The following is a 26,649-nucleotide window of genomic DNA, read 5'->3' as shown; positions in this document are numbered from 1 at the left end:
TCCTAGTATCTTTAAGGGAACGGATGCGGATGGTGATTTAGCTGTTCAAGCGTCAATGGCTGATCGGCATACCCTAGTTCCACTGGGACTTGAAGTACCCGATCGAGCCCTGTCACGCGGGTAAGATGATGACCGAAAGTCATCGGCAGCATCCCAGGAATTAAAACTTTAACGCAGTGTAGTCCGTTTCTTTTCAATTCCGGTGCTGTTTGATCGACGACAATCACATCGAGATTCAGCCTGCGAAAGACCTGGAGGATATCCTTTAAGTCATCAGTCAGATCTGTGTGCGTAGATTTCCACTTGAATTCCTCTTTAAAGCTTCGCATTGGCCGGTTGTCATTCAGCAAGAACTTGAAACGCTCTTCGGCTTGCGGCAACCCGTACAGCATGCCGTGGTCATCCATTTGCCTCACAAGAGAATCATCATACAGCATTTGCTCATATTTCTCCTTGTTTGACTCCAATTTTTCATCAAGGTTCAACATCATGCCAGCCATCTCTTGAATCGCGCTTTTCGCAGCTCTTACAGGGTCGAGATGGGCTCCTGCAGCAAGGATTAGATTCAGTCCCTTATCCTTCCTGTTTTTCGCCATTGCCCAGACACTCGGAATTCCATGCTCCATTGTTGAGTTATATAAATAAAGATCATATCCTGCGACCGCCCGCATCCGTTCGATCATTAATTGCAGCTCCTCGTCATTGGCAGTAAGAGGGTCAAGACGCGGCAGATTCAACTGTGCATACCAGGTCAACAGAAATGAATCTCGTTCTATTACTTCCATGATCCCGTAAAAAATGGCCTCTTCCCTGCTTCCGCCCAGAGCGCATCCATTTGACGTTTCATAGACAAAACCTGCAGAACTACAGCCCAAGCTGTAATAGGCGAGGAGCTCGGGGACGAGAATCGGCCGCTCTTCTATTACTGAATAACCCCATACCCAATCAATCGGGCGGTCAGGATCAAACTTTTGAAACGGGAATCCAGGCATTGCATACTGTTCCTCCGTGTGGACTCCAACCTTTAGCGGGTTGAGTGCGTGTTCCTCCAGTTTCCGGTAACTGTCATGGATGACCGTCCGTTTGCCGCGAGGCTGTAAACCGCAGTGACGCTCCAATCCCTCTAAAATGGCTGTCAACTCGCTATCTGAATAGACTTGAGTTCGTCCCGCCGTTCCTTCATCCCCGGAGAACATGGGCATATTGACACTCGCATCTGCAAAGGGAGTTACCAGATCATACATTTTGTTATTAAACAGTCCTGTTCGATTATCCAGATAATCTTTGACAAGAACTTTTTTCAACTCATCAAGCGGTGTACACCGAAAACTGTCTGCTTTGATTTTCGGACTTTGCTCAAGGGAAATTCGGGCCAAATCTGGTGAATCGTCTGGCAATTGACTGCAAAATGGGCATAATGAGTCGGGAACGAAGGAATGCCAGGAACTATTCAAGGCTTTTAAGTCCGTAAAACATACGCGTCCTTCCGATTGGGCCGGTTCACCCTCAAGGATCCTGCTTGCTTCTGCGACGATCAGTTGAGTCAGTTGTAATAATCCGGTATTCGATGCCCAAGGATCCCTTGAGATTCCTCCCTCTTCAGCCAGCTTATATTGAACCTCGAGCATTTCCGTCCGTTCCTGCCCTCCAAGGAGACGCCTTATGTCTGCACATTGAGAGCACCCAGGTGTATTTGGGCGAACCAGAGGGCCGACTACACCTTCTCCAAACGAAACGAAGCCTCGAAGCCATGGAATGGAAGTCTGTTTCATCACTTCTTCTGCCTTTTGATGAACAGCTGGATTCCAGGCGTCATGCAATGACAGGACCAAATCTGTATTTTCAGGCACTCTTTTATCAAAATCAATCTGCCGGAAAACGGGAAAGCTGGCTGATAATTCTGCACTTACACGGTTCGCCAGCCACCCCTCGCCAACAATCACCACGAAGGAACTCATTGTAATTCCTCCTCTCGGAGCAGCACACCAAATACCCCTTCAAGTTCCTGTTTAAGCTCTGGTTCAAAGCCTAAATCGTATACAATCAACTGCTTTCGATTGCTTTTTAAGATTTCGATTGCTTCCTTCATGAGCTCCGGCGGTAACCTTTCTTCAAAAGCAGGAATCGCTAACTTCTGCGTTTGCCTTTCATCAAAAACCACAGATGTCTCCTCTAAGGCAATTGCCGAGAATGCATCGAAATCGTTCTGAGCTTTGAAAAGCGCATGCTGTAAAGACTTCCTCAGCGCCATTGTGATGTTTAAATCAGCATTGCCATACCATCCATCTCTTGTGCCAACATAAACGACAGGGAATCCATTCATTTCTTCTCCTAATCCGATTAGGGGCACTTCTTGCATCGTGGAGAGTGCCTTTAAATAAAAACGGCACCTTTCATCCTCGATCGTATCCAACTGCACACGGGAAATTGTAATCTTTTGATTTAGCTGCTGTTTTCTAAGCTGCTCAGTCAAACACTTCTGCAGACCCCGGCCAACACCTTCCGCAAACGTTTCTCCCGCTCCGATTGCGACAAAGTCATCACTATGCCGCGGAACAATATAATTGCCCAGCCTTGAAGCATATTCCTCTATTCCAGTTAGCGCAGCTTCCCTTCGTGCTTCTTCATGGGTCAAACCGCTGCAAATCACCTCATTTAACAATTCTGCAGGCCCCTCTGACAGTGCATCGACTGGCTGAACACGGCATTGCGCTAATGGCAGCTGCTTAGTATCCCCTTCCTCCCAAATATGAAAAAGCCCCGTTTCTTTTGACGTCAGCAGGCTGAAAAAATACAGCAGTTTTTCTGGCCCTCCTCCTTCTGTGCCGAGTTCAAGCCGCATTTCCAGACTTTTAACTTCTTCAGCTGTTATTTTTCCAGTCTCCAGTGGATGTGGTAAAAATGAATGCCAGCTACCTGCAAGAGTCTCCAAATCTAGCAGAAAGAGTCTATTTCGCTGATTTGGCTTGGTAACTCCAGTAACCTCCTTGAAAAATTCAAAGACGATCATATTCGCCAGCATGGCTCCTGATATTGCTGAGCCGGCAGGAACCTGCTGTTCTTCTAATAATACGGAAGAGTGCAAGCGCCGCCACGCAGAATCCCATCCTGCCTCGGAATCCGGATGAATGATTGGACCAGCTATTCCAACCTTTTCGTGGTAAACAGCCGGTAGAAACAGTTTCTTATCTGTTCTGCAAATAGCATGCAGGAGGTCCAATTCCCCTAAGTTTTCCTTTTGAGTAACATATAAAACCGAATCGAATGGTTTTAAAGTTTCCCGCCATCCATCTTCATTAAATATAACCTCCTCTAACTCCACCTCATGATCTGTTTTTCGGGCATGGTCAACGAGTTCCATCAGCCGCCCTCTATTCGTAGCTGCCTCATCGGTAATAAGCACCTGCAGCTTCGCCAATCCAGATTCAATCAGCGAAGAAACCAATGAAGTCAAAAAAGGACCAGATCCCACTGCCAGTACATTGGCCTGACGATAGGTTTCAAACCTAGAAGCTCCTGAATCTGCTAAACTGTCCACAAATTCAATTTGTGATGCAAATTTTTTTACCACGTGTTCAGGCAGTTGGTGTGGAAAATCCTTGCTCATATCCTTAACAAATCCATTTCGATACAAAACCCCAGCAATTTCCAATACCCGGTCACTATATGGTCCTGGCAATCCGTCCGTCAAATACTTAAGTGTGTACTCCCCATTGAACATCGGCAGCAGCTTCTCAACCCATTGGTCGATACCACTTCCTTCAATCCGGAATGAACATTGGTTATTCCGAAAATACACGCCGCTATTTGGATCAGGGAGATAAAACGTGTCCCTCTTTACTTTTAAACGCATAGAAGGGTCCAATTTTTCCATGCCGCTCCTCCTTTGCCCTGCTGACCTTATCTGTTTTAAGACTGTCAATAACATCGTATGTATCCCCATTTGTCCCTTATGTCATATGTTACGAAGAAATAATAGCCCCTGCGTAGACTGTCTGCAGGGGCTATTTATATTAGAATACTAATTTTTATTACTCATTCATCCTCTTAACGATGGCAGCGTCCGCAACCGCCACAGCCGCCACATCGACCACAGCGGTGAAATCCACCACAACGGAAGCAGCCAAAACAGAAAAAGCAGCTAAAGAAAGGGAAACCGAAGCCAAAACATCCTCCACATCCTCCACATCCTCCACATCCTCCAAGACCACCTATGCCGAAAATTCGCTCATCACCAGCATTATACTGGTTTTGATCCCAAGTAACCGGCTGCGTTGCCTGGAAATCACCCACATTAAGCCTTTGAAGTTCACTGTGAAAATCATTCATCATCTACATAACCTCCCAAACAATTTACCAATGGCTCTCGAAACAAGAAACAAAAAAAGTCGAGTTTTCCGCGTAAAATTCTGTATATTAGGTGAATACCTTAAAAATTAAGAACACTCCCCAACAATTTATGTACTCTAGGTGGGTATTGCTACTGATACAAAAGCCTAATTTTGGAGAACATGGGGAGAACATGGGGACGGTTCTCGTGTTCCAAAAACATCAGAACCATCGCTGTGATCCCCCGTTCGCCGGCTTGTTCCTTGTTTTCACATTTCCTTTTCACCTATATAGAAAAGGATTTTGAAAGTGACTGGTTAAAATATTTAACTAGTAAAATTCGAATCTTAAATAGTCACATACCAGCCAAAGATGTAAAATAAAATTGTATTCGAACATATTTTAGGAGGCTATAGCCTATGAAAAACCATGAAATTGATTACAAGATTTATGGGGATGACATGCAGTTCGTGGAAATCGAGCTGGATCCAAATGAAACCGTTGTATCCGAAGCGGGAAGCCTGATGATGATGGATGACCAGATCCAAATGGAAACGATCTTTGGTGATGGCTCAGGTGGCAGCGGAGGCATGATGGGGAAATTATTTGGTGCCGGGAAGCGCATGCTGACAGGTGAAAGCTTATTCATGACGACCTTTACCAACACTGGCCACGGCAAGAGACATGTCAGCTTTGCATCACCATACCCTGGGAAAATTGTCCCTATGGATTTAAATCAACTTGGTGGTAAAATCATTTGCCAGAAAGATGCGTTCCTTGCTGCTGCAAAAGGTGTCTCTGTTGGCATCGAATTTCAAAGGAAGATCGGCGCAGGATTTTTTGGCGGAGAAGGCTTCATTATGCAGAAGCTTGAAGGAGATGGTATGGCTTTTGTTCACGCCGGCGGAACTATACATAAGAAAGAACTTTTACCAGGCCAAGTTCTTAAGGTCGATACAGGCTGTCTTGTCGCGATGACGAGCAATGTCGATTACAACATCGAAATGGTCAAAGGAATCAAAACAGCATTATTTGGCGGCGAAGGTCTATTCTTTGCAACCCTAAGAGGACCAGGAACTGTCTGGATCCAGTCCCTGCCGTTCAGCCGCTTGGCAAGCCGTGTATTTGCAGCCGCTCCTCAAGCAGGAGGCCAAAACAAAGGAGAAGGAAGCGTCCTCGGCGGAGTGTTCAGAATGCTAGATGGCGATTGAACATGAACATGGGGACGGTTCTGATGTTCCAAAAGGAACACCAGAACCGTCCCTTCGTTTTAGTCATTTAATCCCTTTCCATTGAGAATTTGCTGTAAATATTTTTCAACCCTTGACTCTCGTGTTTTCGATTGTTTGGGTTGAGAAAAATAAAGAAGGTATGCCCTTTGCCGTCCCGGCGTCAATGCTTCAAAAGCAGTTTTCAAGTCAGGGATTTCATCGAATTTAACTTGAAGTTCTTCAGGAACTATGTATTCTGTAGTCTTTTTAAAATCTACTTCCAAACCTGCTTTTTCAACTTCAATGGCTTCATAAATATAGGCCTTTAAGACAGTTTCCATTTCAACTATTTCTTGTACATTGGTGAACCGAATCTGGCGCGCCGCCTGTACATTCTCCGTCTGTTGAATCAAAATCCTATGGGAATCCTTTAATAAGGCACCTTTGTGAAAAAGAAGCGCACAATAATCTTTAAATCCATGGATTAAAACAATGTTTTTATTCTCAAACGTGTAACAGGGATGCATCCACTTAAATTCTTCAGTCAGCTCACTGTCGAGAACAATCTTTCTCAACTTTTCATATTCTTCTTTCCATTTATTAGCTTTACTTAAAAATTCATCAACCTTAGGATTCATTCTATTTTTTGTCATCAAGGAACACCCCTATGAACATGGGGACGGTTTGATGTTCCAAATCGTACATCAGAACCGTCCCTGTTTTTTTTATTGTGATACATGAAGTATTTGATAAATTACTCCATTTATTTCTTTTACTTGGTCTATATCGTTTATAAAGTAGAATGCTTCGTACTTCCATTTGTCCGGGTTGTAAATCACGATATATTCAGTATTAGCGATTGTTGGAATACTTTCAGCAATTTTATCTTTTAAATTATTTAGACTTTCCTGAGGTTTTATTTCTCCCTTGATTTGAAAGAGATATTTATTCTCTTTGATGCTAGAGGTTGTTGTATCAATGAGCGGGACACCAATATTTACTTTTTGCCATCCAAAGGAGTTGAGTATATTGTCGTAGTATCCGTTAAATAAAAACTTGTTTAGTCCATTGCTGCCTTTCCAAAGATATAAAGGGCAATAACTATTTTGCATATTATTATTGATTCCCTTTTCGGTTATGAGATAGAGCTTGAATTTCAGGTCATCAAATCCGTCTGTTTTATGACCATTATTTCTTACCCGTTCTCTGATTATTCCCATATCATAATCACTTGGCAATGTAATTTTGTATTGGGTGGCGATCATTTTATTTATTCCTCCTGATTGCTGAAGTGTGGAAAAAGCTTCAAGGAATGAATGGATAACTACTAATACGCCATTTTATCAACCAAATAAAAAGTTGATCTTCTCCCCATCATCAGGGACAATGACATTCCTTATTTCATTTGCCTCAACTAACTCCTTTAACGTGCTTCGTTTCAATAAGCAATGGTTCCAGGACTCCATATGGACAACTATAATAGTAGATTCAGCTGCATTCCTGCTGACTTTCTCAATGTCTATTGAGCCCATTGTGATTGGGTCTCCTGTCAAGAACTGTGCTTCCCCGCCATTTAAGATGATTACTTTAGGTTTATAGGTGTTAATTGCATCTTCTACCTCATCGCACCACACAGTATCCCCTGCTACATAAAATGTCTCTTCAGAATCTGCCTCTAAAACAAACCCCGATACCGGGCCCATCGCTTTTGCCAGCTCACCAGTACCATGGCGGCCCCCAGTTCTTGATAGCTTGATTCCGCTCCATTCCCATTTAGATTGTACCTTCACTACATTGGAAAATCCGTATTCGAGCAGCTTCAATTCATCTTCCGTCTGGCAAAAAACCGCTAATTCCTTTGGTAAGGTTTGGATCGCAGCATCATCTAAATGATCTCTATGCAAATGCGTGACAATAATGGCATCTACATCTTCAATGATTTCTTCAACTTTTACAGGAAGACTGACTAAAGGGTTACAATCTTCATTGGCCGCATCGGCAACTGGAGCAAGACCTCCCTTTGGGCTAAACATAGGGTCTACGAGAATAGTAAGGTTATTGAATTTGATTTTCAGAGTAGCATGTCTAATCAATTGGATATTCATATTTTAAATTCACTCCTCTATCATTAAATCGTTCTTGGGCTGGAGGTTTCGGAGCAACCCGCAGTATTATCTGATAAAAAAATAATAAACTATAAAATTCCTCTTAACCATCCAGCTTTCTTCCCTCTTTAAAATCCTGTTTCCTCTTAAATAATTCTGTATTAGTTAAAAGGATTCCTCCAAGAATAAGGACCGCTCCTAGCAAACCAAAATGGCCTATATCTTCTTTTAAAAAAACCGAGCCCAATAACAAGGCGATTAGCGGAGATACATAGGTCCATGTTGTGGAAAAATAGACACTCGTATGTTTTATAAGCCAATAAAAGATTCCAGACGATAGTATTGAGGCGAACAAAATAAAATAGATAAGTATCAGCCAGCCATTAAATTCTGCGGGCAGGCTGTAATCTTCATTGAAAATTTGGCTGATAACCATTAAAAAAGAGCCTCCGTAGAGCATCTGGTACCCATTTAGGATAAATGGATTCTTCAGTTCAATGAGAACCTTTTTAGATTGTATGCTTCCATATGCGAAGGCCCATTCGGCAAGGAGCAGAACGAATTTGGCAATGGCAGATTCTGAGTTGCTATCGATGCTGATTTCATTAAAAAAGAGCAGTCCTATTCCACCGAGGCTGATCAATGAACCGATAAATCTAAGGGAATTAATCCGTTCCTGTTTTGTAAAATGGTTGATAACAAGGATGAAAAGTGGAGAAGTAGCGACAATCACTGCTGCTTCTCCCGAGGAGATATATTGCTCAGACCAGTAAAGTGCAGCAAACGGTACTGTCGTCATAAAAAAGGATAGTCTGGCTATCTGTGAATGAATTGATGGCGTGAGGGCTACCTTTTTAGAAAAAAGCTGCAAAAATCCGATGATGATCCATCCAGCCAATATAAACCGAAGGCTTGAGAACAAGAATGGGGACCAGCCTGTTCCTAGCCCCATCTTAATGAATAAAAAAGTCGTGCCAAAAATGAAGCACATGACCAAGTAAAAAAAGACAATCATGATAACACCACCACACAGGGTTTTGAACGAGAACAAACTTTAAGGCTGATCGTTAGATTTCACACTGCTGTCCCTGTTCATCCACTACGTAACTCTCATGCTCATTCAAAATTCTCACATTCACTTTTTCCTTCTTGCTTTGACTGATAATGCGTTCCATCATATCCGGAGTTTCGTTATAGATAGGAGGATAATGAAAAGAACCGTAATGAATTGGAATTAGGACGCCTGCTCGCAAAACCTTTGCTGCAGCTATTGCCTGCTCAGGAGTAAGGCAAATAGGCTGACCGCTGGTGATTGAACCAGGTTCGTTTACGACAGCCCCATTTACCGGAAGGAATGCTGCGTTAAACGGTCCGTATTGTTCCCCATAAGATTGCCAATGCCCATGCCAAAGTGTGTCCCCGCAATGGATAATGGTTTGGCCTGTACTCTTTATGATCCAGGATACTTGCCTGTCTCCCATGCCATCGACCGCCGGGGCAGTAATTATATCTATATCGCCTGCCTGGAACCTTTCCCCTTCTGTGAGACCAATTACGTTCGTTAACCCATATTCTCTCACAACATCTTCAGTTCCTGCAGGGACGAGCAGTGTAATATCTTTTCCGGCTTTCCCTGAAATCCAGTCGGGATCAAAGTGATCGGAATGCAAATGGGTGATTAGTATGAAATCCGGCTTCCTTAGATGCACCATGGGAGAGAACGGTGTTTTTGGCAAGCCGAAAAAAGATGTGTTCGGACTTTTATATACTGGATCAATTAAAATAGTTTTATTGTTCAACTCGATCAGGACCCCTGCCCATTGCAGACGTTGGATTCGCATTTCCTACCTCCTCCCGAATACCCCTAGTATTCTTAGTTTTACTAGAAAGATCTAGCCACTCGCCAGGCTTTAGCGCGTACAGTTCGACTCCTCGCAAATTCGCTCTTTCTTCAACTCGTTTTAGGGCGTTATCCGCTTCCGAGTAATAAGGAGGATTGTGGAACATACCATAATGGATTGGCAACAATGTTGCACCCAATATTTTGGCCGCTTCAACTGCTTCTTCGGGAGTCATGCATGCTGGGAGCGTGCTTTGTTCAAGTAAGCCCAAGACATTCAATACAGCACCGTTGATTGGCAAACAGGCCAAATTGAAGGGGCCGTACTTACCCGCGATTTTCCACCACTCACCATGCCAGAGCGTGTCGCCGCAATGGATTATTTTTTGGCCATCTCCTTCGATCATCCAGGCGACCTGAGGTGTTCCATAGCCGTCTGCAGAATAAACGGCTGTTATTTTTAATTCACCAAATTCCCATGAATCTCCCGGTGAGGCGCCAATCAAATTCGTGAGCCCAGAGTTATTTACAATTGTTGTCGACTCGTCAGGCACTAGGACGGGAATATCTCTCCCAAATGCTCCCTGAATGGATTCAGGGTCAAAATGATCAGGATGGACGTGCGTAATCGCTACTGCAGCTGGAATTGGAGGACTTTCAATAGGAACAAACGACTCGTGTGCTTTTCCAAGACGAGCAGCCAGTGGCCTATCCTGGTTTGGCGGCACCTTTCCAAGAGGATCTATCATTACCGCTGTATCACCTGACTGCACTAATATCCCTGCCCAGGATAGTTTTTTTATTTGCATATCGCTCTCTCCTTTGTTTTAATAACTTTTCTCACTTATATCCATATTTACAAACTTGAATGCCTAAAAGGTAATATAGTAATGGAATGAGTGAATAACTTTAGGTTATTACCATTCTCTTCTTTGAAAAAGGGCACAGTAACTAGCCTGCGTTAATAAAGTTCAAACTTATCTTTAAGCCTTATGAATTTTCCTGCACACTTTAATGAAACACTCGAAATCTATCAGCCCCTCATTGACAGCTTACCTGCTAAAAAATTATCTAATAGTTTTCAAAGAAATTACCTCTCTCCTGTCTTTATATCAACAACTGATGAGGTACTGTCTTTCAGATTAATTTGCTTAATAATCGCATCAATAACTTGATTGGGAGCCTCAAATGGTACGAAATGGCCTACTCCCTCCAATATGTTCAAGGATGCCCTCGTAAAATAATCATCAAGTCGATCGGACCATTCAGCTAAAATGACCGGATCTTTCTTCCCCCATAAAATCGAGGTTGGCTGCCTGATTTTCCTGACGGCAGCGCTGCTTACTGCCTGTTTTGTTTTTGCATTGGCTCTTGCGCGATAATAAGCAATGCTCGACTTGAATGCTCCTGGAATACTATATTTATCGATAATGTATTGGAGCTCAGCATTGCTTAAACTCTCGTTATTTCCAATCCAATGGCGATAAAAATGCTCAATGTACATACCGACTGTTTCCTTATTGTAACCAACTAGTTTTTCTGCCAGCTCCAGGTTATGAAAATGCTGATACCAAAACTGCCCCTGTAATTCCGGGGCGAACCTTCTCGTGCCAATGCCAGGATAGGGAGGATTGAGCAGCACTAGCGACTCCACTCTGTCGGGATAGACCGTTGCCAATGTTTGGGCAATGGTCGCGCCAATATCATGTGCGGCAAACACTGCTTTTTGAATACCAAGCGAATCCATTAGGGTGATAAGGTCTGCTGCATGGACCTCCGGTGCATTGAGGAGTACTGGATCTCCCTCTGGTTTTTCGGAGTCCCCAAATCCTCTGAGGTCAGGCGCAATAACATCCGCGTTTTCGGAAAGCCGAGGAAGGACCGCTCTCCAGTCATACCAGAAACCTGGCCACCCATGAAGGAGTATGACCGGTTTTCCAGATCCTCTGCGGACAAAATGAAGCTTTAAACCTTCCTTACCTATTCCAGAAAAATGAAACTCTTTTTCTTCTATTTGATTATGAATAAGCCACATTGTCCTTCACTCCTATCATTTTTTAGAGATTAATATTTTGTATTTATGAGATGATTGTAGCCTTTTCACATGCAGATTCCCTCCACGTTGATTGCTTTTGCTCTTTAAGCAAAAGCAGTAAAGGAATAAGCAGACTTCCTGCAACCATCAAGTAGCCATATAACAAACTTCGTTCAGCAAGGAATGATACAATCAAGGACATCACCATCGAAAAGATCAGGCTGAAAAAGGAGATGGTTGTCATGATCCGCCCAATATACTCTTGCCCTACATTTTCAAACACATATATTCTTGAGATCACCTTCATGTTTCCAATGAAAAAACCAATGATTAGATATAAAATGAACGCAATCGAGACTACTTTTGCAAAACTGAATAACAGTGTTGAAACCGCTAGCAGAATAATAGAAGCAAACAACAGCTTAGCGGAATTTCTTTTACCGACAAGAAAGGAACAAAACCAGGCGGAAGCAAGACTGCCAATACCGGCACCACTGTCGATGAACCCAAGGGTTATTCCTGTACCTTCAAGGGACTGATAGTTAAATGGGGCAATCAAGGAATTGATTCCGTAGAAAAAAGGCAATGTCATACTCGTTGTCAGCACGAAATAAAACGCAGACCTGTTAGCTATTAGATAGTGCCATCCGATCATGAATTCATGAGCATATGCTTTTACATTTTCCGGGACAACTTCGTGATCCAACTTGCTGCTATCGCTCATGAAGTAAAATAGAAAAGCGCCAGCCAAGTAAGTCGAGGCCGCTGCAAGCTCAGCTCCGTGCACCCCAAAATGATCAATCAATACCCCCGCTGCGATGGCCGATGACAGCAATCCCACTTGCCAGGCACCCTGGACAATGGATATTCCTTGGTGAAACAGTTTGTCGGGGAGAATTTCTTTCAAGATACTTTCTTTTGTCGGCTCTAAAATATACCAGACGATATAACTGCATATTATAGAAAGATAGAATATGTTACTCGTAAATAGCCCGAAATAATAGCTGATGGGTATAACCGCCATGACTACAAATCGAAGAAGATAGCAAATGACCATGATGGATCGCTTAGAATATTTATCGATCATCACCCCAATAAACGGTGCTAAAAACATTGAGGGAAGCAGAGTCAGAACGAGCATTTTCCCAATACCCAATATCGAATCGGTTTCCTCCATTGCGATGACGATCGCTGTCAGCCCAAATATCCCTTCCCCCAATACGCCAAACAGAGCGGCAAAAAATAAAATTGAAAAATTCCGATTCATAAATAAAGTTTTCCCATTCACCTTCATCCCCCCGGTTCGTCTTTCATCTTCAGCATATCAGCCGATCGAGGTATTGAATAATACAGGAAAATAATAGGGATATAACGAAAGGTTATGGGTACAAAACAGGATATGACGCCATAATTAATGAGGTCCGCCAAATTGACGCACCCCTGTTATTACTGTATATCTAGATGTTTTTTTGTATAAAGTCCTATCCCCGTTCACTTTTAAAGATAATTAATATCTCAAAGCCCATTTTGATTCGTTACCTACCATAGGATGAGTATTAAAAAGTGAACTTTCTTGAAGCAGGCCAGCTTCCTTGAAGTTTACGCAGCATAACGATTTGACCGATATGATGGGCATTATGGCGTGTCACTCCTGAAATCATTTCTGCCGCAGTTCTATTTTTGTACTTTTTCTGCATGTCTTCATCTGTCAGGTTATCGATAAGGGATGCCAGCTCAAGATTTATATCTTGTACCTTACTTAAAAGGCGATTCCACTCTCCCTCATTCCAATCAGGTGAGATTCTGAAGGTATCATCGTTTTCAGAGGCTTGCTGAAACTGATCTAGGCTTTCAGTCAATACTCTAAGAAGACGCTCCTGAAAATATAAAATGTGGCCGAGGGTTTCAGCTATACAGTTCACTTTTCCTCCCTCTGGCCTCCAGGCAGCGTCGGTAAAAGTAACACCTTCTAGCGCATTAGAAAGAGGCGTGTACCAATCCTCCCGATTAAAGGTATACAAAAAATCATGGAATAATAATTCCTTCAAATTCATTGTCCTTTCTCCTCCTTTATATCTAATTAAATGCTAAAAAATATTATTCTGACTGGCTAAAATGAACAGTGTTCGCACCCGCCTCTGTGATTTCTTCGGCACAATCTCTGATTGTTTTGGCAACTTTCTTCAGGGAAGGCTTATATAATAGATCGATTGTCCGTCCAAATCCGTTTTCGTCTATCTTACAAATCTTAATTGCTGGATTGTTTATATTTTTAGCCATCATTCTTGGAAGAACCGACGCACCCAAACCGTTTGATACAAAATGAACAATAGATTCATTGGTTTGCAGGTTAATTTTTATCGAATAACCAATTTTACGGCTTTTACAGTAAGCTTCAAAAAAGGTACGAATATCACATGGAGGCTTATGAAGGATTAATTCCTGTTTTACCAATTTCTCCATTCCAAGCGAATGATTCTCTTCCATTGCCATGACAGGGAGAATTGCGTCATATGGCTCCCAAAAAAGCCGGTCGGCTGCCAAGTGCCTGCTTGCCTTCGCATCCTGAACAAACACCAAATCCGCTCCGTTCTCTTCTGCCAGTTTAATCAATTCTTCGGTAGTGTTCCTGATAATTAATTCGATGTTAAACCTGCTGCCGAGCCGGCTAACCAGGGATGGAATCAAATAACTGCCGATGCTGGGGAGCGATCCGATGACGATATTGGTCCGATCAGAAAATAACGACATCTCCGCTTTCAGATCTTCAGCCTCCCTAATAAGACGAATCCCTTTAGCGTATAAATGCTTCCCTGCCTCAGTCAGCTCGATACCTGAAGCTTTACGAAGAAAGAGCTCACAATTCATCTCTTTTTCCAGCTGAGCAAGCTGCTTGGATAAACCAGGCTGGGATATAAACAGATTCCGGGATCCCATTGTGACACTTCCCGCTTCAACTACCTCGATAAAATATTTAAGCTGCATCAGCTTAATCATTCATACCAACCCTTTACTCATATGGTTTAAAGATGATAACTAGTCTTAATCCTGCATCAGCTTAACAAAAATGGTAAGCAATCTATTATATTCTCATTATATAAGATTATCAGTTTTCTTAATAATTAGATAATGACAAAAAGAAATATGCACATAACTAAAAGTTATGTGCTTTACCAGTTACTTGGACTTGATTGCTAATTTACTTAAGAGCATATCAATCCAAAACATACAAATGAATGGAGAAGGCACTAATGTCTCCCATTCTTTTATACACAAAAAAGCGGCAGTTTTAAACTGCCACTGATATGTCGTCCATTTTCAAATTATGCATGCGCAAGAATCGCCTGCTGCACTGATCCATAAGTATTCAATTTTGAGAAGTCAATTCCCGCATTGATTACGTTAATCGCCAGATCTGGTCGAATGCCTGTCAGCATCGTTTCGATTCCAATCAAGCCAAGCACTTTATTTACGTTGAAAATCCTTGAAGCAACCTCCGCATCAATATTCGCGATTCCAGAGAAATCAATGATCAGATACCTGATTTTCAGTTCGCTGATCCTTGGAATGACATGATTCATTATATGATCACTGCGCTCAAAGTCGAATTCTCCGATTAACGGCAAGATCGCCATTCCATTTTGCAGAGGAACGACTGGTGAAGATAGCTCGGTAATGATCTTTTGGTTCTTTCTATTCATTTCATGAGCTAATCTTTCACGCTCCAACATTGATTCCGTAATACTCAAATCTAACAAAAAGCTGATCCGGCTATTGACATAAACGACTTCCTCCGTACAAAGCCCTTCATTCATTGATACTTTGGTCAGCATATTAATCAATTGAAGACGAGTCTCTGCATATGGTTTTAACATATTGGCGATTTCTTCATAGCTGAATTGATAATCTCTTTGATTTGCCTGCTGCTTTTTATGCCATTCAATGAATTTTCCGGCTACCTCATCGTTAGGAAGATTCAACGTGTTCCCAAGGAACGCTAAAAATTCAATATTTGTTTTTACGGACTGCTCTATGATTTCATCAGGCAGCTTCATTTCTAGCTTTTCTAAATTATATGCAACAATTTCTTTGCTAATCGATTCCGCGTTCTCTAACAAATATTGTGAAAATCTCTCGATTGGATTCACTGTTTCCAGCTCCTATGTCTATAATCTATACGCTTACATTCTTTTTAATAGATTATAACATGATTATGTAGTTTTTTAGCAAATCTATATACCAATAAAGATTTTCAATTCTTTTAGCAATCGAATATATTTATTTAAAAATTGGAACAAACAACATACCTTGCCCATGCAAGGAATAAGTTCACTTTCTCATTACTAATTTGGCAGTTATAACGCTCCATTCATGTGTTATACTATGCTTTTGATTCAAAATTACGGAGGTACATTATGCTTTCTCAATCATTTCTGCAGCTGAATACTATATTCATTAGTATTTTAATAGAAGCAATTCCATTCGTCTTAATCGGTGTTCTGATAGCTGGAGTCATCCAGATTTTTGTCACAGAAGAAATGCTGGCAAAAGTCATACCAAAGAACCGGTTTCTTGCTGTGATCTATGCGACCTTGCTAGGTGCATTGTTCCCTGCCTGTGAATGCGGTATCGTGCCAATCGTCCGCAGGCTTCTCCAAAAGGGTGTCCCTTTACACGCTGGAATCGCTTTTATGCTGACAGGACCAGTTATTAATCCAATCGTTCTTTTTTCAACCTATGTCGCATTCGGCAATAACTGGGAGATGATGATTTATCGCGGTGGGCTTGCACTGATCGTTTCGTTCATCGTTGGGATCATTCTTTCCTATCAGTATAAAGATAATCAGCTATTGGAAAAGGTGGCTGGTAGCCAACATCATCACAGCAGCCACAATAAACAAACAATATGGGAGAAATTGATTGATACCCTTCGCCATGCTGTGGAGGAGTTTTTCTCAGTTGGAAAATATCTGATTGTGGGTGCATTCGTTGCAGCCGCAATGCAAACCTTTATTAAGACTTCTACTTTATTGCAAATCGGCCAGAATGAGGCATCTTCTTCACTAGTAATGATGGGCTTGGCGTTCGTCCTTTCCCTTTGTTCAGAAGCTGATGCATTTATTGCCTCATCGTTTTCGAGCACGTTTTCTACCGGGTCATTAGTGGCGTTCCTGGTGTTCGGGCCAATGGTAGATATCAAAAATACATTGATGATGCTTGCCGTGTTCAAGAAACGTTTCGTCGGAAAATTGATTTTGTATATCGCCATTTTAGTACTGGCAGGATCCTTGCTGATTGGGGTGATGGTATGATTAGGACTCTTATTTTGATGCTGTTTACGTATATCTTTTTCCATCTGCATGCATCTGGGAATCTCACAAAATATATTAATATGAAATATTCTTATTTATCCTATACGGCTATGTGGATTCTCGGTGTGTTGACAGTGGTCCAGGCTTATTATTATTTGAAGGGTTCTGATTCAACAGATTGCTCATCAGAGGGCTGCTGTGACCATGATCATGACCTTGACCATGAGGACAATATGCCTTGGTATAAACGGATTGTCATTTACGCTATTTTTATCTTTCCTTTGATTTCAGGTTTCTTTTTTCCGATTGCGACTTTGGACTCAAACATTGTCAAATCCAAAGGTTTTTCATTTAAAGCATTGGAAACGAATGATCAATTTGCCCAGACTCAGTATTTAAAACCCGATACAAGTGTTTATTATGGGAAAGAAGGCTATGATGAGCTCATGAACCAAGAGCTCAAGAATTATATAGACAAAGATACTATAGCCTTGAAAGATAAAGATTTTCTAAAGGGTATGGAAACCATCTATCAATTCCCCGGGGAGTTCACGGATAAAACAATCGAATTTGATGGCTTCGCCTTTAAGGGAGAATCAATCAGTAAAAAGCAAATCTTCGTCCTTCGGTTTGGTGTCATCCACTGCATCGCAGACTCAGGAGCCTTCGGCATGCTTGTCGAGTTCCCAGAAGAACCAAACATCCAGGATGATCAGTGGCTCCATGTAAAAGGGAAATTAACAACCAAGTACTACCAGCCATTCAAAGCCAATATCCCAGTACTAAAAGTGGAAAATTGGGATGAAATTGACCAACCCGACGACCCATACACCTATCGCACCTATTAGAAGCAAGAGTCCCCCCTCTTGCTTCTTTTTTTGGTACATGGGGACGGTTCTCGCGTTCCACTTTGCAATATATATTTTACATAAAGGAATATATATGTTACATTGGCATTGGAGGAAATAAAATGAAAAATAAAGTCAAAATGGCACGAATCACAGCTAATCTCACGCAGCAGGAATTGGCTGACTTAGTTGGTATTACTAGACAAACGATTAGTCTTATTGAAAAAGGAAAATATAACCCATCTTTAAAGCTTTGCCTGCAAATCTGCTATGTCGTTAATGAATCTTTGAATGAGCTCTTTTGGATAGAAAAGGAGGATTTTGAATGAAGAAAATTAAAGATGAAAGACTTATTCTACGTAACCTGGAACACATCAAGATCACTTACATCATCCAAACGATTGGCATTTTATCTATACTAGGCTACGACTTCTTCCAGGGCGGATTGGAGGGAATGCGTTAGAATCCACTCTGGTACGTCTTTATTTTAACGTCAGTTGTTTATGCGTACTTATCAATGAGCGTAAACGTGGAAAATGAAAAAGAGGTAAAACAGCCTCAAAAATCTTTTTTTGTAAGCATTGCTGTATTATCGTTCATCGTATTGACAGTTGGTTATCTCACTTCCCTTGCACCTGACTCAACTCCAATAGACGGCCTTTTAATCGGTGCAATCTTATTCATCTGTGGATTCATTCCCGTGTTCTATATTTATCGATTACGAGAAAAACAAAATCAAGATTTAGAAGATTAATAGTAAAAAAAGGGAAAACAAAGGGACGGTTCTCGTGTTCCAAATTGGAACATGAGAACCGTCCCCATGTATCTGTATTTTTCTACGACGCTTCTGCTTTTTGACCGTCTTGGGTGAGATCAGGTGCCTCGTCATTCTTCCTGATTTCACTCCACTTAAATACAATCACTCCGCCTAATATTAATAATACACCGGCTAATTGTTTTATTGTAAAAGGTACTTTCTCCAGGCCCATCAAGCCTAAAGAGTCCCATAATACCGCGAACCCTAGCTGTGATGTTAACACAATCGAGATCGCGAATGTAGGGCCCAGGTATCTGATGCCCTGAACAATTCCTGTTATGACTCCAATTCCTAATAATCCGCTAAACCAATACCATAGTTTCATATTTTGCAAATTGAACATTTGCCCGCCCTCAAAGAAGAGGCCGAGGATGAAAGATGCCAGGAACCCCAACCCTAGAACCAATACGGTTGTCGCCCAAGAGCCTGCTTTTTCATTGACCTTACTGTTGAAAATGTTCTGCAGGCCTACAAGCGTCCCTGCGATGATCGCACATACTATTCCAAGAAACATATCATTTCCTCCAAATCGTCTTACTCATACGGATTGTCATTAGCTAGGGACTTCAGCCCCTGAAGATTTTTTATCAGGATGGCCCCCTTGCTGCGCTCAACCAATCCTTCCTCACAAAACTGCTGGATCACCCTATTTAAATGTCTGTAGCTTGTTCCTATTAAATTGGCAATGTCCGGGAGATGGGATGTACTCAACTGTCCATTAACCAACAATTCATTTTCATCATAGGCGATCGAGACCAGATAGCTGGCTAAACGTGCCTCTACCGGGTACATCAAATTGAGGCGCATCGAATTTGATTTAACATAAAACTTCTTTGTTATGATATCTAGCAAAAATTGCAGGAACGGGGAATGATCCTTTAAAAATCTTCTCAGCACACCCTGACGAACACCTACCATTATGACAGGGGAAACGGCCTCTACTGTATTGATCGTGTCAATTCCCCTTACGTATTCAATATCCCCGATTACCTCCAACGGGGTTTTGAATGAAAGTATGAGTGTTTTTCCCTCTTCCGAAGTCGTAAAAATCTTCACTTTCCCCTTAACAAGGACATAAAGGTATTGTGTTGCTTCTCCCTGGGAAAAGATCAACTCTCCTTGTTCAAAAGAATATAGCGATAAATACGGGATGATTTCTTCATTAAAGACAGCTTCTATTCCGTAGGTTTGTAAATATTCCATCAGCCGTCCTGGATCTTTTATTTCCTTCATTAAAAATATCCCTCTATTCCCTTTTTACAATGATCACTACATAAAATACCAACGGTTATAAACCGAGGACCACAACACCTGCTATCATCATGGCAATACCAATTAGCTGCGGCACCTTCATTTTTTGCTTCATGACGCCGAACCATCCGTTTCGGTCAATCAATACCGTCATTCCCAGTTGGGAAATCAACATGGCTGAAACGGTAAGCGTCACTCCGATAAAATGAATCGCAGTGACATTTCCAAATACAACAATGGCTCCAAATGTACCGCCAATTAAATATAAGGGCTTCACTTTCTTTAGCCCTTGCCATTTTCGCTCACGTGCAAACATCAGTATGATAAAAGCCACCAGGAATCCTGTGAACTGAGTGATCGTTGCCGTCTGCCATGTTCCTATATCCTGGCTGATTTTCGAATTCGCTACACCTTGAAGGGTAATAAACGCCCCTCCTAATAAAGCAAAAATAATGCCTCTCATTGTCTCTCTCCTCAATACCTGATTGTATAAATCAATTAAAGAATAAATACAGGCAATTCGGGAAGGACATATGTCCTAAAACAGCGAAAATGTTAATTTAAATATTTCCAATCCACATATGCTTATCTCATCATCCGCTAATTTCCACGTAAAAAATGGATACTCTTTTGTTTGAAGCTCAGGCCTTTGTGGGAGTACACTATATGTAAGATGATACGGATAAGGAGTAAGCTATGTCTAATTTTAAAAAGCAGCAGAGGCTGAATAAACAGTGGAATAGTCCACATGATCCCATTGATCTAAAACAGCTGCTAACAATCTTGCGTGAAAACAGAAGAAAAATTAAAAATGACAAGCAGCTTTATTACGATCAGCAGCAGGATGAGGCGGATATAAAGAAGTATTACCGCGGGGCTGAAGAGTTGGATTTTTCGGAGCTGGCTCTTTTTTATAAATTTCACACTGTCGTTTCCCAAACTCACAAAAACCAGATTCCCTACTTCCTGAGTAAGGACTTATATTTGTATACCTGGGTTGATTTGTATCCAGATGGTTCTGCAAAAAGTATATATTCCAGCGAGAAAAAGGATCCAGAAACATTGATTAAAGAGGACCAAGAAACACTTAGAAAAAAGTATGATGAATTCAGAAAACGGTCCAGGAAATTTCAGCAGCATGGTTTTCAATCCATCAAGGCACTTAAAATCTTTGAGGAAACCTTCAAGATGAATACCGAGCATATTGTTCCTCAGTCGTGGTTCGAGGGAACAGAACCGATGAAGGGCGACCTGCATCATCTGTTTGTCTGCCACCCGAAATGCAATATCAAACGTTCAAACTTTCCCTATGCGGATTTCGATTTTTACACTCCCGAGTCACCTGATGAACAACTAAAAAACAATTGCGGTGTGAGCTCAGGTCTCCTCTTTGAGCCAGAACACGGAAAAGGAGCAAGCGCCCGTGCCATGCTTTACTTTTTCCTTCGTTATCCAAAAATGATCAAAGAGGAATTCAGGATGCAAGTGGATCTTGAACTGCTGAAGCGCTGGAATCAAGAATTCCCCCCTACGCTATATGAAAAACACCGCAACCAGGCGATTTACTATATACAGGGAAACCGCAATCCATTTATTGATTTTCCGGAACTGGCAGAAAAGATGATCTTTCCATGAACATGGGGACGGTTCTTATGTTCCATCAGGAACATAAGAACCGTCCCTCTGTTTCTCTTCTTTTATCAAACTAACTCCTAACAATCCCATTAATGAAAACAGCACGGGAATGATAAACCCATAATGATAACCAATGTTAATAGAATTCTGAGGAAATAAATCCAGCACTTTCCCAAAAATAATTGGCAATAAAACCGCGCTGAGAAAACCTCCCATATTGGCAAAGCCAGATATCACTCCGACTTCTTCTATTCGAAAGGATTTTCGAACAACTGCAAAGGTTAATGAGCTGGCTCCATTTCCAAAACCAATGATGAACAATAAAACGACTACCAGAATAAATGGAGGTTTCACACCGGATAAAAACAACACAACCCAACTAAAAAAGACAATAAGATGAATAATGAAATATATATTTTTTATCGAATCGAGCCGGCTTGAGATCCAGCTAATTAAAGGTCCGCCGATGATGGCTCCAATAAGTCCATACATGATAAGCTGGCTTGCCACTGAGCGGGACAATCCAAATACATGAATTCCATATGGAACTCCCCACGAACCGATAAAACCGACATAAGTGCCGACCACCCCAAAATGGCAAAGGAATGTTGCCCAGGCCTGACGAGTTGAAAGCATCCTGCGCAGAATCTTCCAGACACTTTCTCGTACCTTAATTGAACTCTTCTTTGGTTTAGAGGCGTCTATGAATATTTGTTTCGGTTTCGATACTAGAACGATATAAAGAAGATAGGATGATACCACTAAAATTAATGCAATGCTGAGAAACGGTATTCTCCAGCCAGCGTTTGATATCCACAAGGAAAAAGGAACGGTAGCTGATAATGAACCCAGGCTCGCTACCATCGATACCACACCTAACAATCCTACAAATTCCTTTGCCTTAAACCATTGGCTTAAAATTATTACCAAGTTGACAAATATCATAGAATCTCCGGTTCCAACGATAAATCGGGAGAAAATCAAAAGATACTCATTAGGAGCAAGACTGTAGAGCAGGCTTCCGACCCCATTAAGAAGTGTGCCGATAATAAGAAAGCGATTGGGACCATATCTGTCAGATAACAAACCAACGGGAATCTGTAATCCGGCATAGGCTAAAAATTGAATACTGCTCATAAGACCTATAGTTGCCGCTGAAACTTGAAAATCCTTCATTAATTGATCGGTAATAAGTCCTGGAGCTGTTCTTTGGCTCACCATTAAAAAGTATGCGAATAAGACCGTACCAAACACTACCCATCTATACGCACTTTCTTGTTTGTTCATCTTGTTGTACCACTTCCGTTTATCATTTTTTTAATGTGACATGCTGACTCCATGACGTAGAGTATCCTTTGGAATTTCTTTTTCCTCTATTGACCTACCTTATCATTTTCTTCCATCAATAATACCAAATTTTACACCTTTTAAAAAAATTCGGCTACCAATACTGTAGCCCATCGAATGAATCATGTTAATATGCGGATTATACAAGCGCATTTAATTTGCAATCTTGTGCGTAATTCTTTCCAAAAGCACAAAAATAATTCCTTTTCTAAAATGGGCTTAAAGCTAACAACAACGCAGTAATTTCCTTCATATAATAAAAAAATAGTTTCATTTCTTGTAAATAAATTAAAGGTATATTCATAAGGGAGATGATAATCGTGTCCTATAAACTTTATGGAGCGATTGGTTTTGGTGTCGGAGGGTTAATTGCCGGTTTGGCCGGGGATTACATGATTCTTGCTTTCATTTTTTTCGGTTTGATTGGAAGTGCTGTCCTAAGCATACCGGCACGTGATATAAAATTAACGATTCTTTCATCCTTATTAGGTGCAATAGGCTTTTTCTTCGGCTTTACGATCCCAATGTTTGTTGTATTAGGCGTTCTTGATTTAGGTTTGCCTTTCGTGGGCTTGATTATGGGGTTCTTCGGCGGCGGCTTGCTTGGCTATGCTTATAAGAACATACAGGTCTTCATTGTTGCTGGCATGATCGGTTTTGGAATTTGGGGATTCTTTATCGACATACTTCGTCCATTTTACACAGCGATTCACCCAGCCATTGTCATGATGATCGCAAGTGCTCTAGCTGGAGCTATCCTGGGATATGCAGCAAATACTGCTAAGCGAGCAGATCATCAATAAGTAATTTAAAAAGACATAGGGACGGTGATGTGCTTCCAATTTGAAAAGGAAGCACATCACCGTCCCATTTTATCTTTAATGCAGATAGAAATTTTTCATGTAATTTCGTTCTCCAAGGATTTACTGCCTGGTGCAAACCAGCCGATTAGAGCGATCGCAATCAATACTCCATAAAAAATCAAAGTCCAAACTGTACTATGAGGAAAATCATGATCCAATACACCGATATCCTCGTGTGCAAGAGTAATGACAGCAAGTTTCACACCAACCCATGCAACAATGGCGTATGCTGTTGTCTCCAACGCAGGACGTTTCTCAAGCAGCTGCACAAACCAGGTTGCGGCAAATTTAATCAAGATAAGCCCAGCAATCCCTCCAAGAACAACTACAATAAATTGTCCACCATCCATGCCTCCGAAGTCTTTTAGTGGTGAATCTGGAAGACCTAGTGCAAGAGCGACTGCTGCGAGAATCGAATCAATCGCAAAAGCCAGGTCTGCTAAAGCAATCTTCCCAACTGTTGGCCAGAAACTTCTCTCGGCTGCTTCCTCTTCATCATCCTTATGAACATTCTCATTTTCACTGAATCGGGCTTTAATGACATGCTTTAAGCCAAGATAAAGAAGATAAGCTGCTCCTATTGCCTGAATCTGCCAAACATTTGCAATGAATGAAATGGCAAAAAGCGCAGCAAAACGAAAGACAAATGCCATAATTATTCCGTATGTGATCGCTCTTTTTTTCTGGTCTTCAGGTAAATGCTTAGCGATAACAGCTAGTACGAGAGCATTGTCAGCCGATAACAGCCCTTCTAATCCAATTAAGATTAGCAATGCCCAGGCATACTCCAGCCAAATTGAGTCCATCCGCCTCTCTCCTTTCTAAATTAAAAAGTTACGTAAAGATTTCGCTACTAATAGAATTGCCAATTAAATCACAGGAAATCCTTGAGAACCTAGCTTTAATTATTTTTGTAAGCTACTTTTCCCTGCGCTTTTTTTTATCACACTGAAGCGTTATTATCTAACAAAAAGAGTTTATCAATAGAACGCATTCATTGGTTATATCCATTTACCTTTAACTGGTTCATTATAAACTTTATGTAACCTAATTATCTTTTAAAACCATTATGATTTAATGCTGAACTCTTTAACAAAATTAGAAATTGAATCAGCAAATATATATTAGAAAATGGCTGTGTTAAACTAGACTGTTGATTTCCGCTCCAGTCAACAGGTGCTAATATCAACATTGACCTTTAACACAGCCTAGAAAATAAAAAAGAAAGCATCATCCAACAGAGGAAGGTGCAATAGTTTGTTATTCACATTATTCCATAACAGAAAGTGATTTTTTTATAATCTGCCGGTAGGGATACGCACTACCTAAGCCTTAATAATCTCGATAAATAACTTAATCGCGATCGGCAAGGCCTCTTCATCGATATCAAACTTCGGATGATGATGTGGGTACTGGCTCTTTTCCCCGCCCATACCTACGAATACGAATGCCCCCGGTTTATGAAGCAAATAATGCGAAAAATCCTCTGCTCCCATTACAGGAGGGACTGATTCAAAACATTCATTTCCAAAGGCACTTTTAATGACCTCTTCTACAAATCTGCTTTCTTTTACATCGTTTACGAGCGGAGGAGTTCCCAAAATAAACTCAACCTTTCCCTCTGCTCCAAAGGCAGTGCTAATTCCTTCAGTAAGCTTTTGAATCTGTATCCTCATTGTCTCTACTGCTTCAACTGTCAGTCCGCGAACGGTTCCATGAAGCGATGCATTGCCAGGAATAATATTGTAGGTGGAACCGGCCTCCATTTTCCCGATTGTAATGACACCTGGTGTAATTGGATTCAACTTTCGGCTGACAATTCCATGCAATGCCTGCATAACATGTGAAGCGACGTAAATAGGATCCACTGTTTCATGCGGCGAAGCTCCATGTCCCCCATAGCCCTCTATTGTAATTTCAAAATCATCACAGGAAGCCATCATCGGACCAGGTGCCAAACCAAGGTTTCCTTTTTTCATACCTTGCCATAAGTGAAGGCCAAAGATGGAATCAACGCCTTCAAGTACACCTTCTTTAATTAATTGATCCGCACCGCTTGGTGTTATCTCCTCAGAGGATTGAAAAATGAGAACAATATTATGATCCACTTCATCTCTATTATTTACGATCCATTCTGCTACGGCGAGAAGCACTGCCGTATGTCCATCATGGCCGCAAGTATGAGCAACCCCTGGATTCTTAGAGATATATGGTTTGTCCCCTTCCTCACGCATTGGCAGTGCATCGATATCTGCACGCAAAGCAATCGTTTTTTCTCCTACCCGTCCTTTTACAAAGCCGATGACACTTGGGGGCTGAAAATTAAGGATTTCTATTTTTAATGCTTCAAGCCTGTTTCGGATATAGGTACTTGTTTCATATTCTTGTCCAGACAGCTCCGGATATTGATGAAGATAGCGGCGGTCTTCTACAGCCTGCTTATATAACTTTTCACTGATCGTTGTCATCTCAATGTAACCCCCTTAAATTGAAAACCTGCTAGAATATTAGTTTATTTATCTATATAACAACATAATAATTATACAGATATATCTATAAAAATAGATAGTATGCTTTTTAAAAAAGGCTATGTTAGATCACACTGTGGAGATTCAAATAAAACGAACCTTCGTTCTCTAAAAGTAAAAAGGGACACGAGTGAAATACTACGATTAAGTAAAATGATCATTGATAGCTGTCTGTTCTTAACAGATGTCACATACAAGAGCCTAAGATTAACAGAGCAGAATCTGTAAAATTTTATGAAACAAATATATGTTCAAAACGTAAATAAATTATTGAAATCAGAGGGGGAACGTAAATGTTGAAGTTGTTTTTTATTGTTGGTGTCATTGGCATTATTATTTCCGGTATTTTTATTGGGGCTTGGACGGATGGACAACAACAAAGAGCCAATTTTCATTCAGAAACAGAAGACCATAGGAATTTCAGAACAAAAATAGCAATGATTTCTGGTTTGGTTGGATTAATTTCTCTAGGGATTGCTGGATTCATATACTTTTTATAAACCAAAAATGGACCTTAAAAAAGGCCTT

At 41.2% G+C, this 26,649-nt stretch carries 27 protein-coding genes and 1 pseudogene; 8 read left to right on the top strand and 20 right to left on the bottom strand.

Translation table 11 applies throughout. The features are described from left to right. Window positions 1-11: 11 nt before the first annotated feature. The 3 genes from V7654_RS13810 to V7654_RS13800 form a co-directional block, all read right to left on the bottom strand. Window positions 12-1,958, bottom strand: coding sequence for a TOMM precursor leader peptide-binding protein (locus tag V7654_RS13810; protein ID WP_335430990.1), 1,947 nt, complete (start codon window positions 1,956-1,958; stop codon window positions 12-14). After that, a complete protein-coding gene (locus tag V7654_RS13805; RefSeq protein WP_335430989.1) occupies window positions 1,955-3,874 on the bottom strand; it encodes a putative thiazole-containing bacteriocin maturation protein in 1,920 nt (639 codons plus the stop codon). Before V7654_RS13805 ends, V7654_RS13810 begins: the two co-directional genes overlap by 4 nt. Window positions 3,875-4,047: 173 nt before the next feature. Further along, window positions 4,048-4,329 (bottom strand): heterocycloanthracin/sonorensin family bacteriocin, encoded by a 282-nt coding sequence (locus V7654_RS13800; RefSeq protein WP_335431022.1) that lies wholly within the window; start codon window positions 4,327-4,329, stop codon window positions 4,048-4,050. A 419-nt stretch (window positions 4,330-4,748) separates the two neighbouring features. Between V7654_RS13800 and V7654_RS13795 the strand changes: the two genes are divergently transcribed. Further along, window positions 4,749-5,540, top strand: a complete 792-nt coding sequence (locus V7654_RS13795; RefSeq protein ID WP_335430988.1) for a TIGR00266 family protein — start codon at window positions 4,749-4,751, stop codon at window positions 5,538-5,540. Window positions 5,541-5,599: 59 nt separating this feature from the next. Here V7654_RS13795 and V7654_RS13790 read toward each other — a convergent pair whose 3' ends face one another. The 11 genes from V7654_RS13790 to V7654_RS13740 form a co-directional block, all read right to left on the bottom strand. Beyond that, complete coding sequence (locus V7654_RS13790; RefSeq protein WP_335430987.1) at window positions 5,600-6,193, bottom strand: YdeI/OmpD-associated family protein; 594 nt, start codon at window positions 6,191-6,193, stop codon at window positions 5,600-5,602. Window positions 6,194-6,265: 72 nt separating this feature from the next. Further along, the gene (locus V7654_RS13785; protein WP_335430986.1) at window positions 6,266-6,805 is read right to left on the bottom strand and encodes a DUF4865 family protein; all 540 of its coding nucleotides are present in this window, start codon (window positions 6,803-6,805) and stop codon (window positions 6,266-6,268) included. Between the two features lie 78 nt (window positions 6,806-6,883). Next, the gene (locus V7654_RS13780; protein ID WP_335430985.1) at window positions 6,884-7,645 is read right to left on the bottom strand and encodes an MBL fold metallo-hydrolase; all 762 of its coding nucleotides are present in this window, start codon (window positions 7,643-7,645) and stop codon (window positions 6,884-6,886) included. Window positions 7,646-7,748: 103 nt separating this feature from the next. Next, on the bottom strand, window positions 7,749-8,660 hold the full coding sequence (locus V7654_RS13775) for a DMT family transporter (protein ID WP_335430984.1): 912 nt from the start codon (window positions 8,658-8,660) through the stop codon (window positions 7,749-7,751). A gap of 52 nt (window positions 8,661-8,712) precedes the next feature. Beyond that, window positions 8,713-9,486, bottom strand: coding sequence for an MBL fold metallo-hydrolase (locus tag V7654_RS13770; RefSeq protein WP_335430983.1), 774 nt, complete (start codon window positions 9,484-9,486; stop codon window positions 8,713-8,715). After that, window positions 9,434-10,294 carry an MBL fold metallo-hydrolase gene (locus V7654_RS13765; RefSeq protein WP_335430982.1) on the bottom strand — a complete coding sequence of 287 codons (861 nt, stop codon included), beginning with the start codon at window positions 10,292-10,294 and terminating at the stop codon, window positions 9,434-9,436. The genes V7654_RS13770 and V7654_RS13765 overlap by 53 nt, the downstream gene beginning before the upstream one ends. Window positions 10,295-10,575: 281 nt before the next feature. Beyond that, window positions 10,576-11,520: an alpha/beta fold hydrolase gene (locus tag V7654_RS13760; RefSeq protein ID WP_335430981.1), complete on the bottom strand. Its 945-nt coding sequence runs from the start codon at window positions 11,518-11,520 to the stop codon at window positions 10,576-10,578. Window positions 11,521-11,563: 43 nt separating this feature from the next. After that, window positions 11,564-12,808, bottom strand: a complete 1,245-nt coding sequence (locus V7654_RS13755) for an MFS transporter (protein WP_335430980.1) — start codon at window positions 12,806-12,808, stop codon at window positions 11,564-11,566. A 268-nt stretch (window positions 12,809-13,076) separates the two neighbouring features. Next, complete coding sequence (locus tag V7654_RS13750) at window positions 13,077-13,574, bottom strand: DinB family protein (RefSeq protein WP_335430979.1); 498 nt, start codon at window positions 13,572-13,574, stop codon at window positions 13,077-13,079. Window positions 13,575-13,617: 43 nt separating this feature from the next. After that, a complete protein-coding gene (locus tag V7654_RS13745) occupies window positions 13,618-14,517 on the bottom strand; it encodes a LysR family transcriptional regulator (RefSeq protein WP_335430977.1) in 900 nt (299 codons plus the stop codon). Between the two features lie 326 nt (window positions 14,518-14,843). Further along, on the bottom strand, window positions 14,844-15,668 hold the full coding sequence (locus V7654_RS13740; protein ID WP_335430975.1) for an STAS domain-containing protein: 825 nt from the start codon (window positions 15,666-15,668) through the stop codon (window positions 14,844-14,846). A gap of 267 nt (window positions 15,669-15,935) precedes the next feature. On the opposite strand from V7654_RS13740, the gene V7654_RS13735 reads away from it, so the two are divergent. From V7654_RS13735 to V7654_RS13720, 4 genes and pseudogenes are all read left to right on the top strand, one after another. Next, entirely contained in the window at window positions 15,936-16,832 is an 897-nt protein-coding gene (locus tag V7654_RS13735) for a permease (RefSeq protein WP_335430973.1), read from the top strand. Continuing rightward, on the top strand, window positions 16,829-17,680 hold the full coding sequence (locus V7654_RS13730) for a TIGR03943 family putative permease subunit (RefSeq protein ID WP_335430971.1): 852 nt from the start codon (window positions 16,829-16,831) through the stop codon (window positions 17,678-17,680). Before V7654_RS13735 ends, V7654_RS13730 begins: the two co-directional genes overlap by 4 nt. A 122-nt stretch (window positions 17,681-17,802) precedes the next feature. Then, window positions 17,803-18,009, top strand: coding sequence for a helix-turn-helix transcriptional regulator (locus V7654_RS13725; protein ID WP_335430969.1), 207 nt, complete (start codon window positions 17,803-17,805; stop codon window positions 18,007-18,009). After that, a pseudogene (locus tag V7654_RS13720) lies at window positions 18,006-18,434 on the top strand (hypothetical protein). Before V7654_RS13725 ends, V7654_RS13720 begins: the two are co-directional and overlap by 4 nt. 82 nt (window positions 18,435-18,516) lie before the next feature. On the opposite strand, the gene V7654_RS13715 reads toward V7654_RS13720, so the two are convergent. The 3 genes from V7654_RS13715 to V7654_RS13705 are packed head-to-tail and all read right to left on the bottom strand — an operon-like array spanning window position 18,517 to window position 20,211. Next, window positions 18,517-19,011 (bottom strand): DMT family transporter, encoded by a 495-nt coding sequence (locus V7654_RS13715; RefSeq protein WP_335430967.1) that lies wholly within the window; start codon window positions 19,009-19,011, stop codon window positions 18,517-18,519. Between the two features lie 20 nt (window positions 19,012-19,031). Continuing rightward, window positions 19,032-19,730, bottom strand: a complete 699-nt coding sequence (locus V7654_RS13710; protein WP_335430965.1) for a Crp/Fnr family transcriptional regulator — start codon at window positions 19,728-19,730, stop codon at window positions 19,032-19,034. 55 nt (window positions 19,731-19,785) lie between these two features. Continuing rightward, window positions 19,786-20,211: a DMT family transporter gene (locus tag V7654_RS13705; protein ID WP_335430964.1), complete on the bottom strand. Its 426-nt coding sequence runs from the start codon at window positions 20,209-20,211 to the stop codon at window positions 19,786-19,788. Between the two features lie 233 nt (window positions 20,212-20,444). On the opposite strand from V7654_RS13705, the gene V7654_RS13700 reads away from it, so the two are divergent. Beyond that, window positions 20,445-21,383, top strand: coding sequence for an endonuclease I family protein (locus V7654_RS13700; RefSeq protein WP_335430963.1), 939 nt, complete (start codon window positions 20,445-20,447; stop codon window positions 21,381-21,383). Between the two features lie 15 nt (window positions 21,384-21,398). Here V7654_RS13700 and V7654_RS13695 read toward each other — a convergent pair whose 3' ends face one another. After that, window positions 21,399-22,670 carry an MFS transporter gene (locus tag V7654_RS13695; protein WP_335430962.1) on the bottom strand — a complete coding sequence of 424 codons (1,272 nt, stop codon included), beginning with the start codon at window positions 22,668-22,670 and terminating at the stop codon, window positions 21,399-21,401. A 380-nt stretch (window positions 22,671-23,050) separates the two neighbouring features. Here V7654_RS13695 and V7654_RS13690 point away from each other — a divergent pair, with 380 nt between their 5' ends. Further along, the gene (locus V7654_RS13690; RefSeq protein ID WP_335430961.1) at window positions 23,051-23,533 is read left to right on the top strand and encodes a hypothetical protein; all 483 of its coding nucleotides are present in this window, start codon (window positions 23,051-23,053) and stop codon (window positions 23,531-23,533) included. 95 nt (window positions 23,534-23,628) lie between these two features. Here the strand turns inward: V7654_RS13690 and V7654_RS13685 are convergent, their stop codons facing one another. Continuing rightward, entirely contained in the window at window positions 23,629-24,399 is a 771-nt protein-coding gene (locus tag V7654_RS13685) for a TerC family protein (RefSeq protein WP_335430960.1), read from the bottom strand. A gap of 519 nt (window positions 24,400-24,918) precedes the next feature. Beyond that, on the bottom strand, window positions 24,919-26,067 hold the full coding sequence (locus V7654_RS13680; RefSeq protein WP_335431021.1) for a M20 metallopeptidase family protein: 1,149 nt from the start codon (window positions 26,065-26,067) through the stop codon (window positions 24,919-24,921). Between the two features lie 347 nt (window positions 26,068-26,414). On the opposite strand from V7654_RS13680, the gene V7654_RS13675 reads away from it, so the two are divergent. Beyond that, window positions 26,415-26,621 (top strand): DUF5316 family protein, encoded by a 207-nt coding sequence (locus V7654_RS13675; RefSeq protein WP_335430959.1) that lies wholly within the window; start codon window positions 26,415-26,417, stop codon window positions 26,619-26,621. Window positions 26,622-26,649: the final 28 nt, after the last annotated feature.

This window comes from Bacillus sp. JJ1609 (assembly GCF_036967045.1).
GTDB lineage: Bacteria > Bacillota > Bacilli > Bacillales > Cytobacillaceae > Mesobacillus.
Note: the sequence above shows the minus strand (reverse complement) of the source record. Positions and strands in the feature narration are given on the sequence as shown.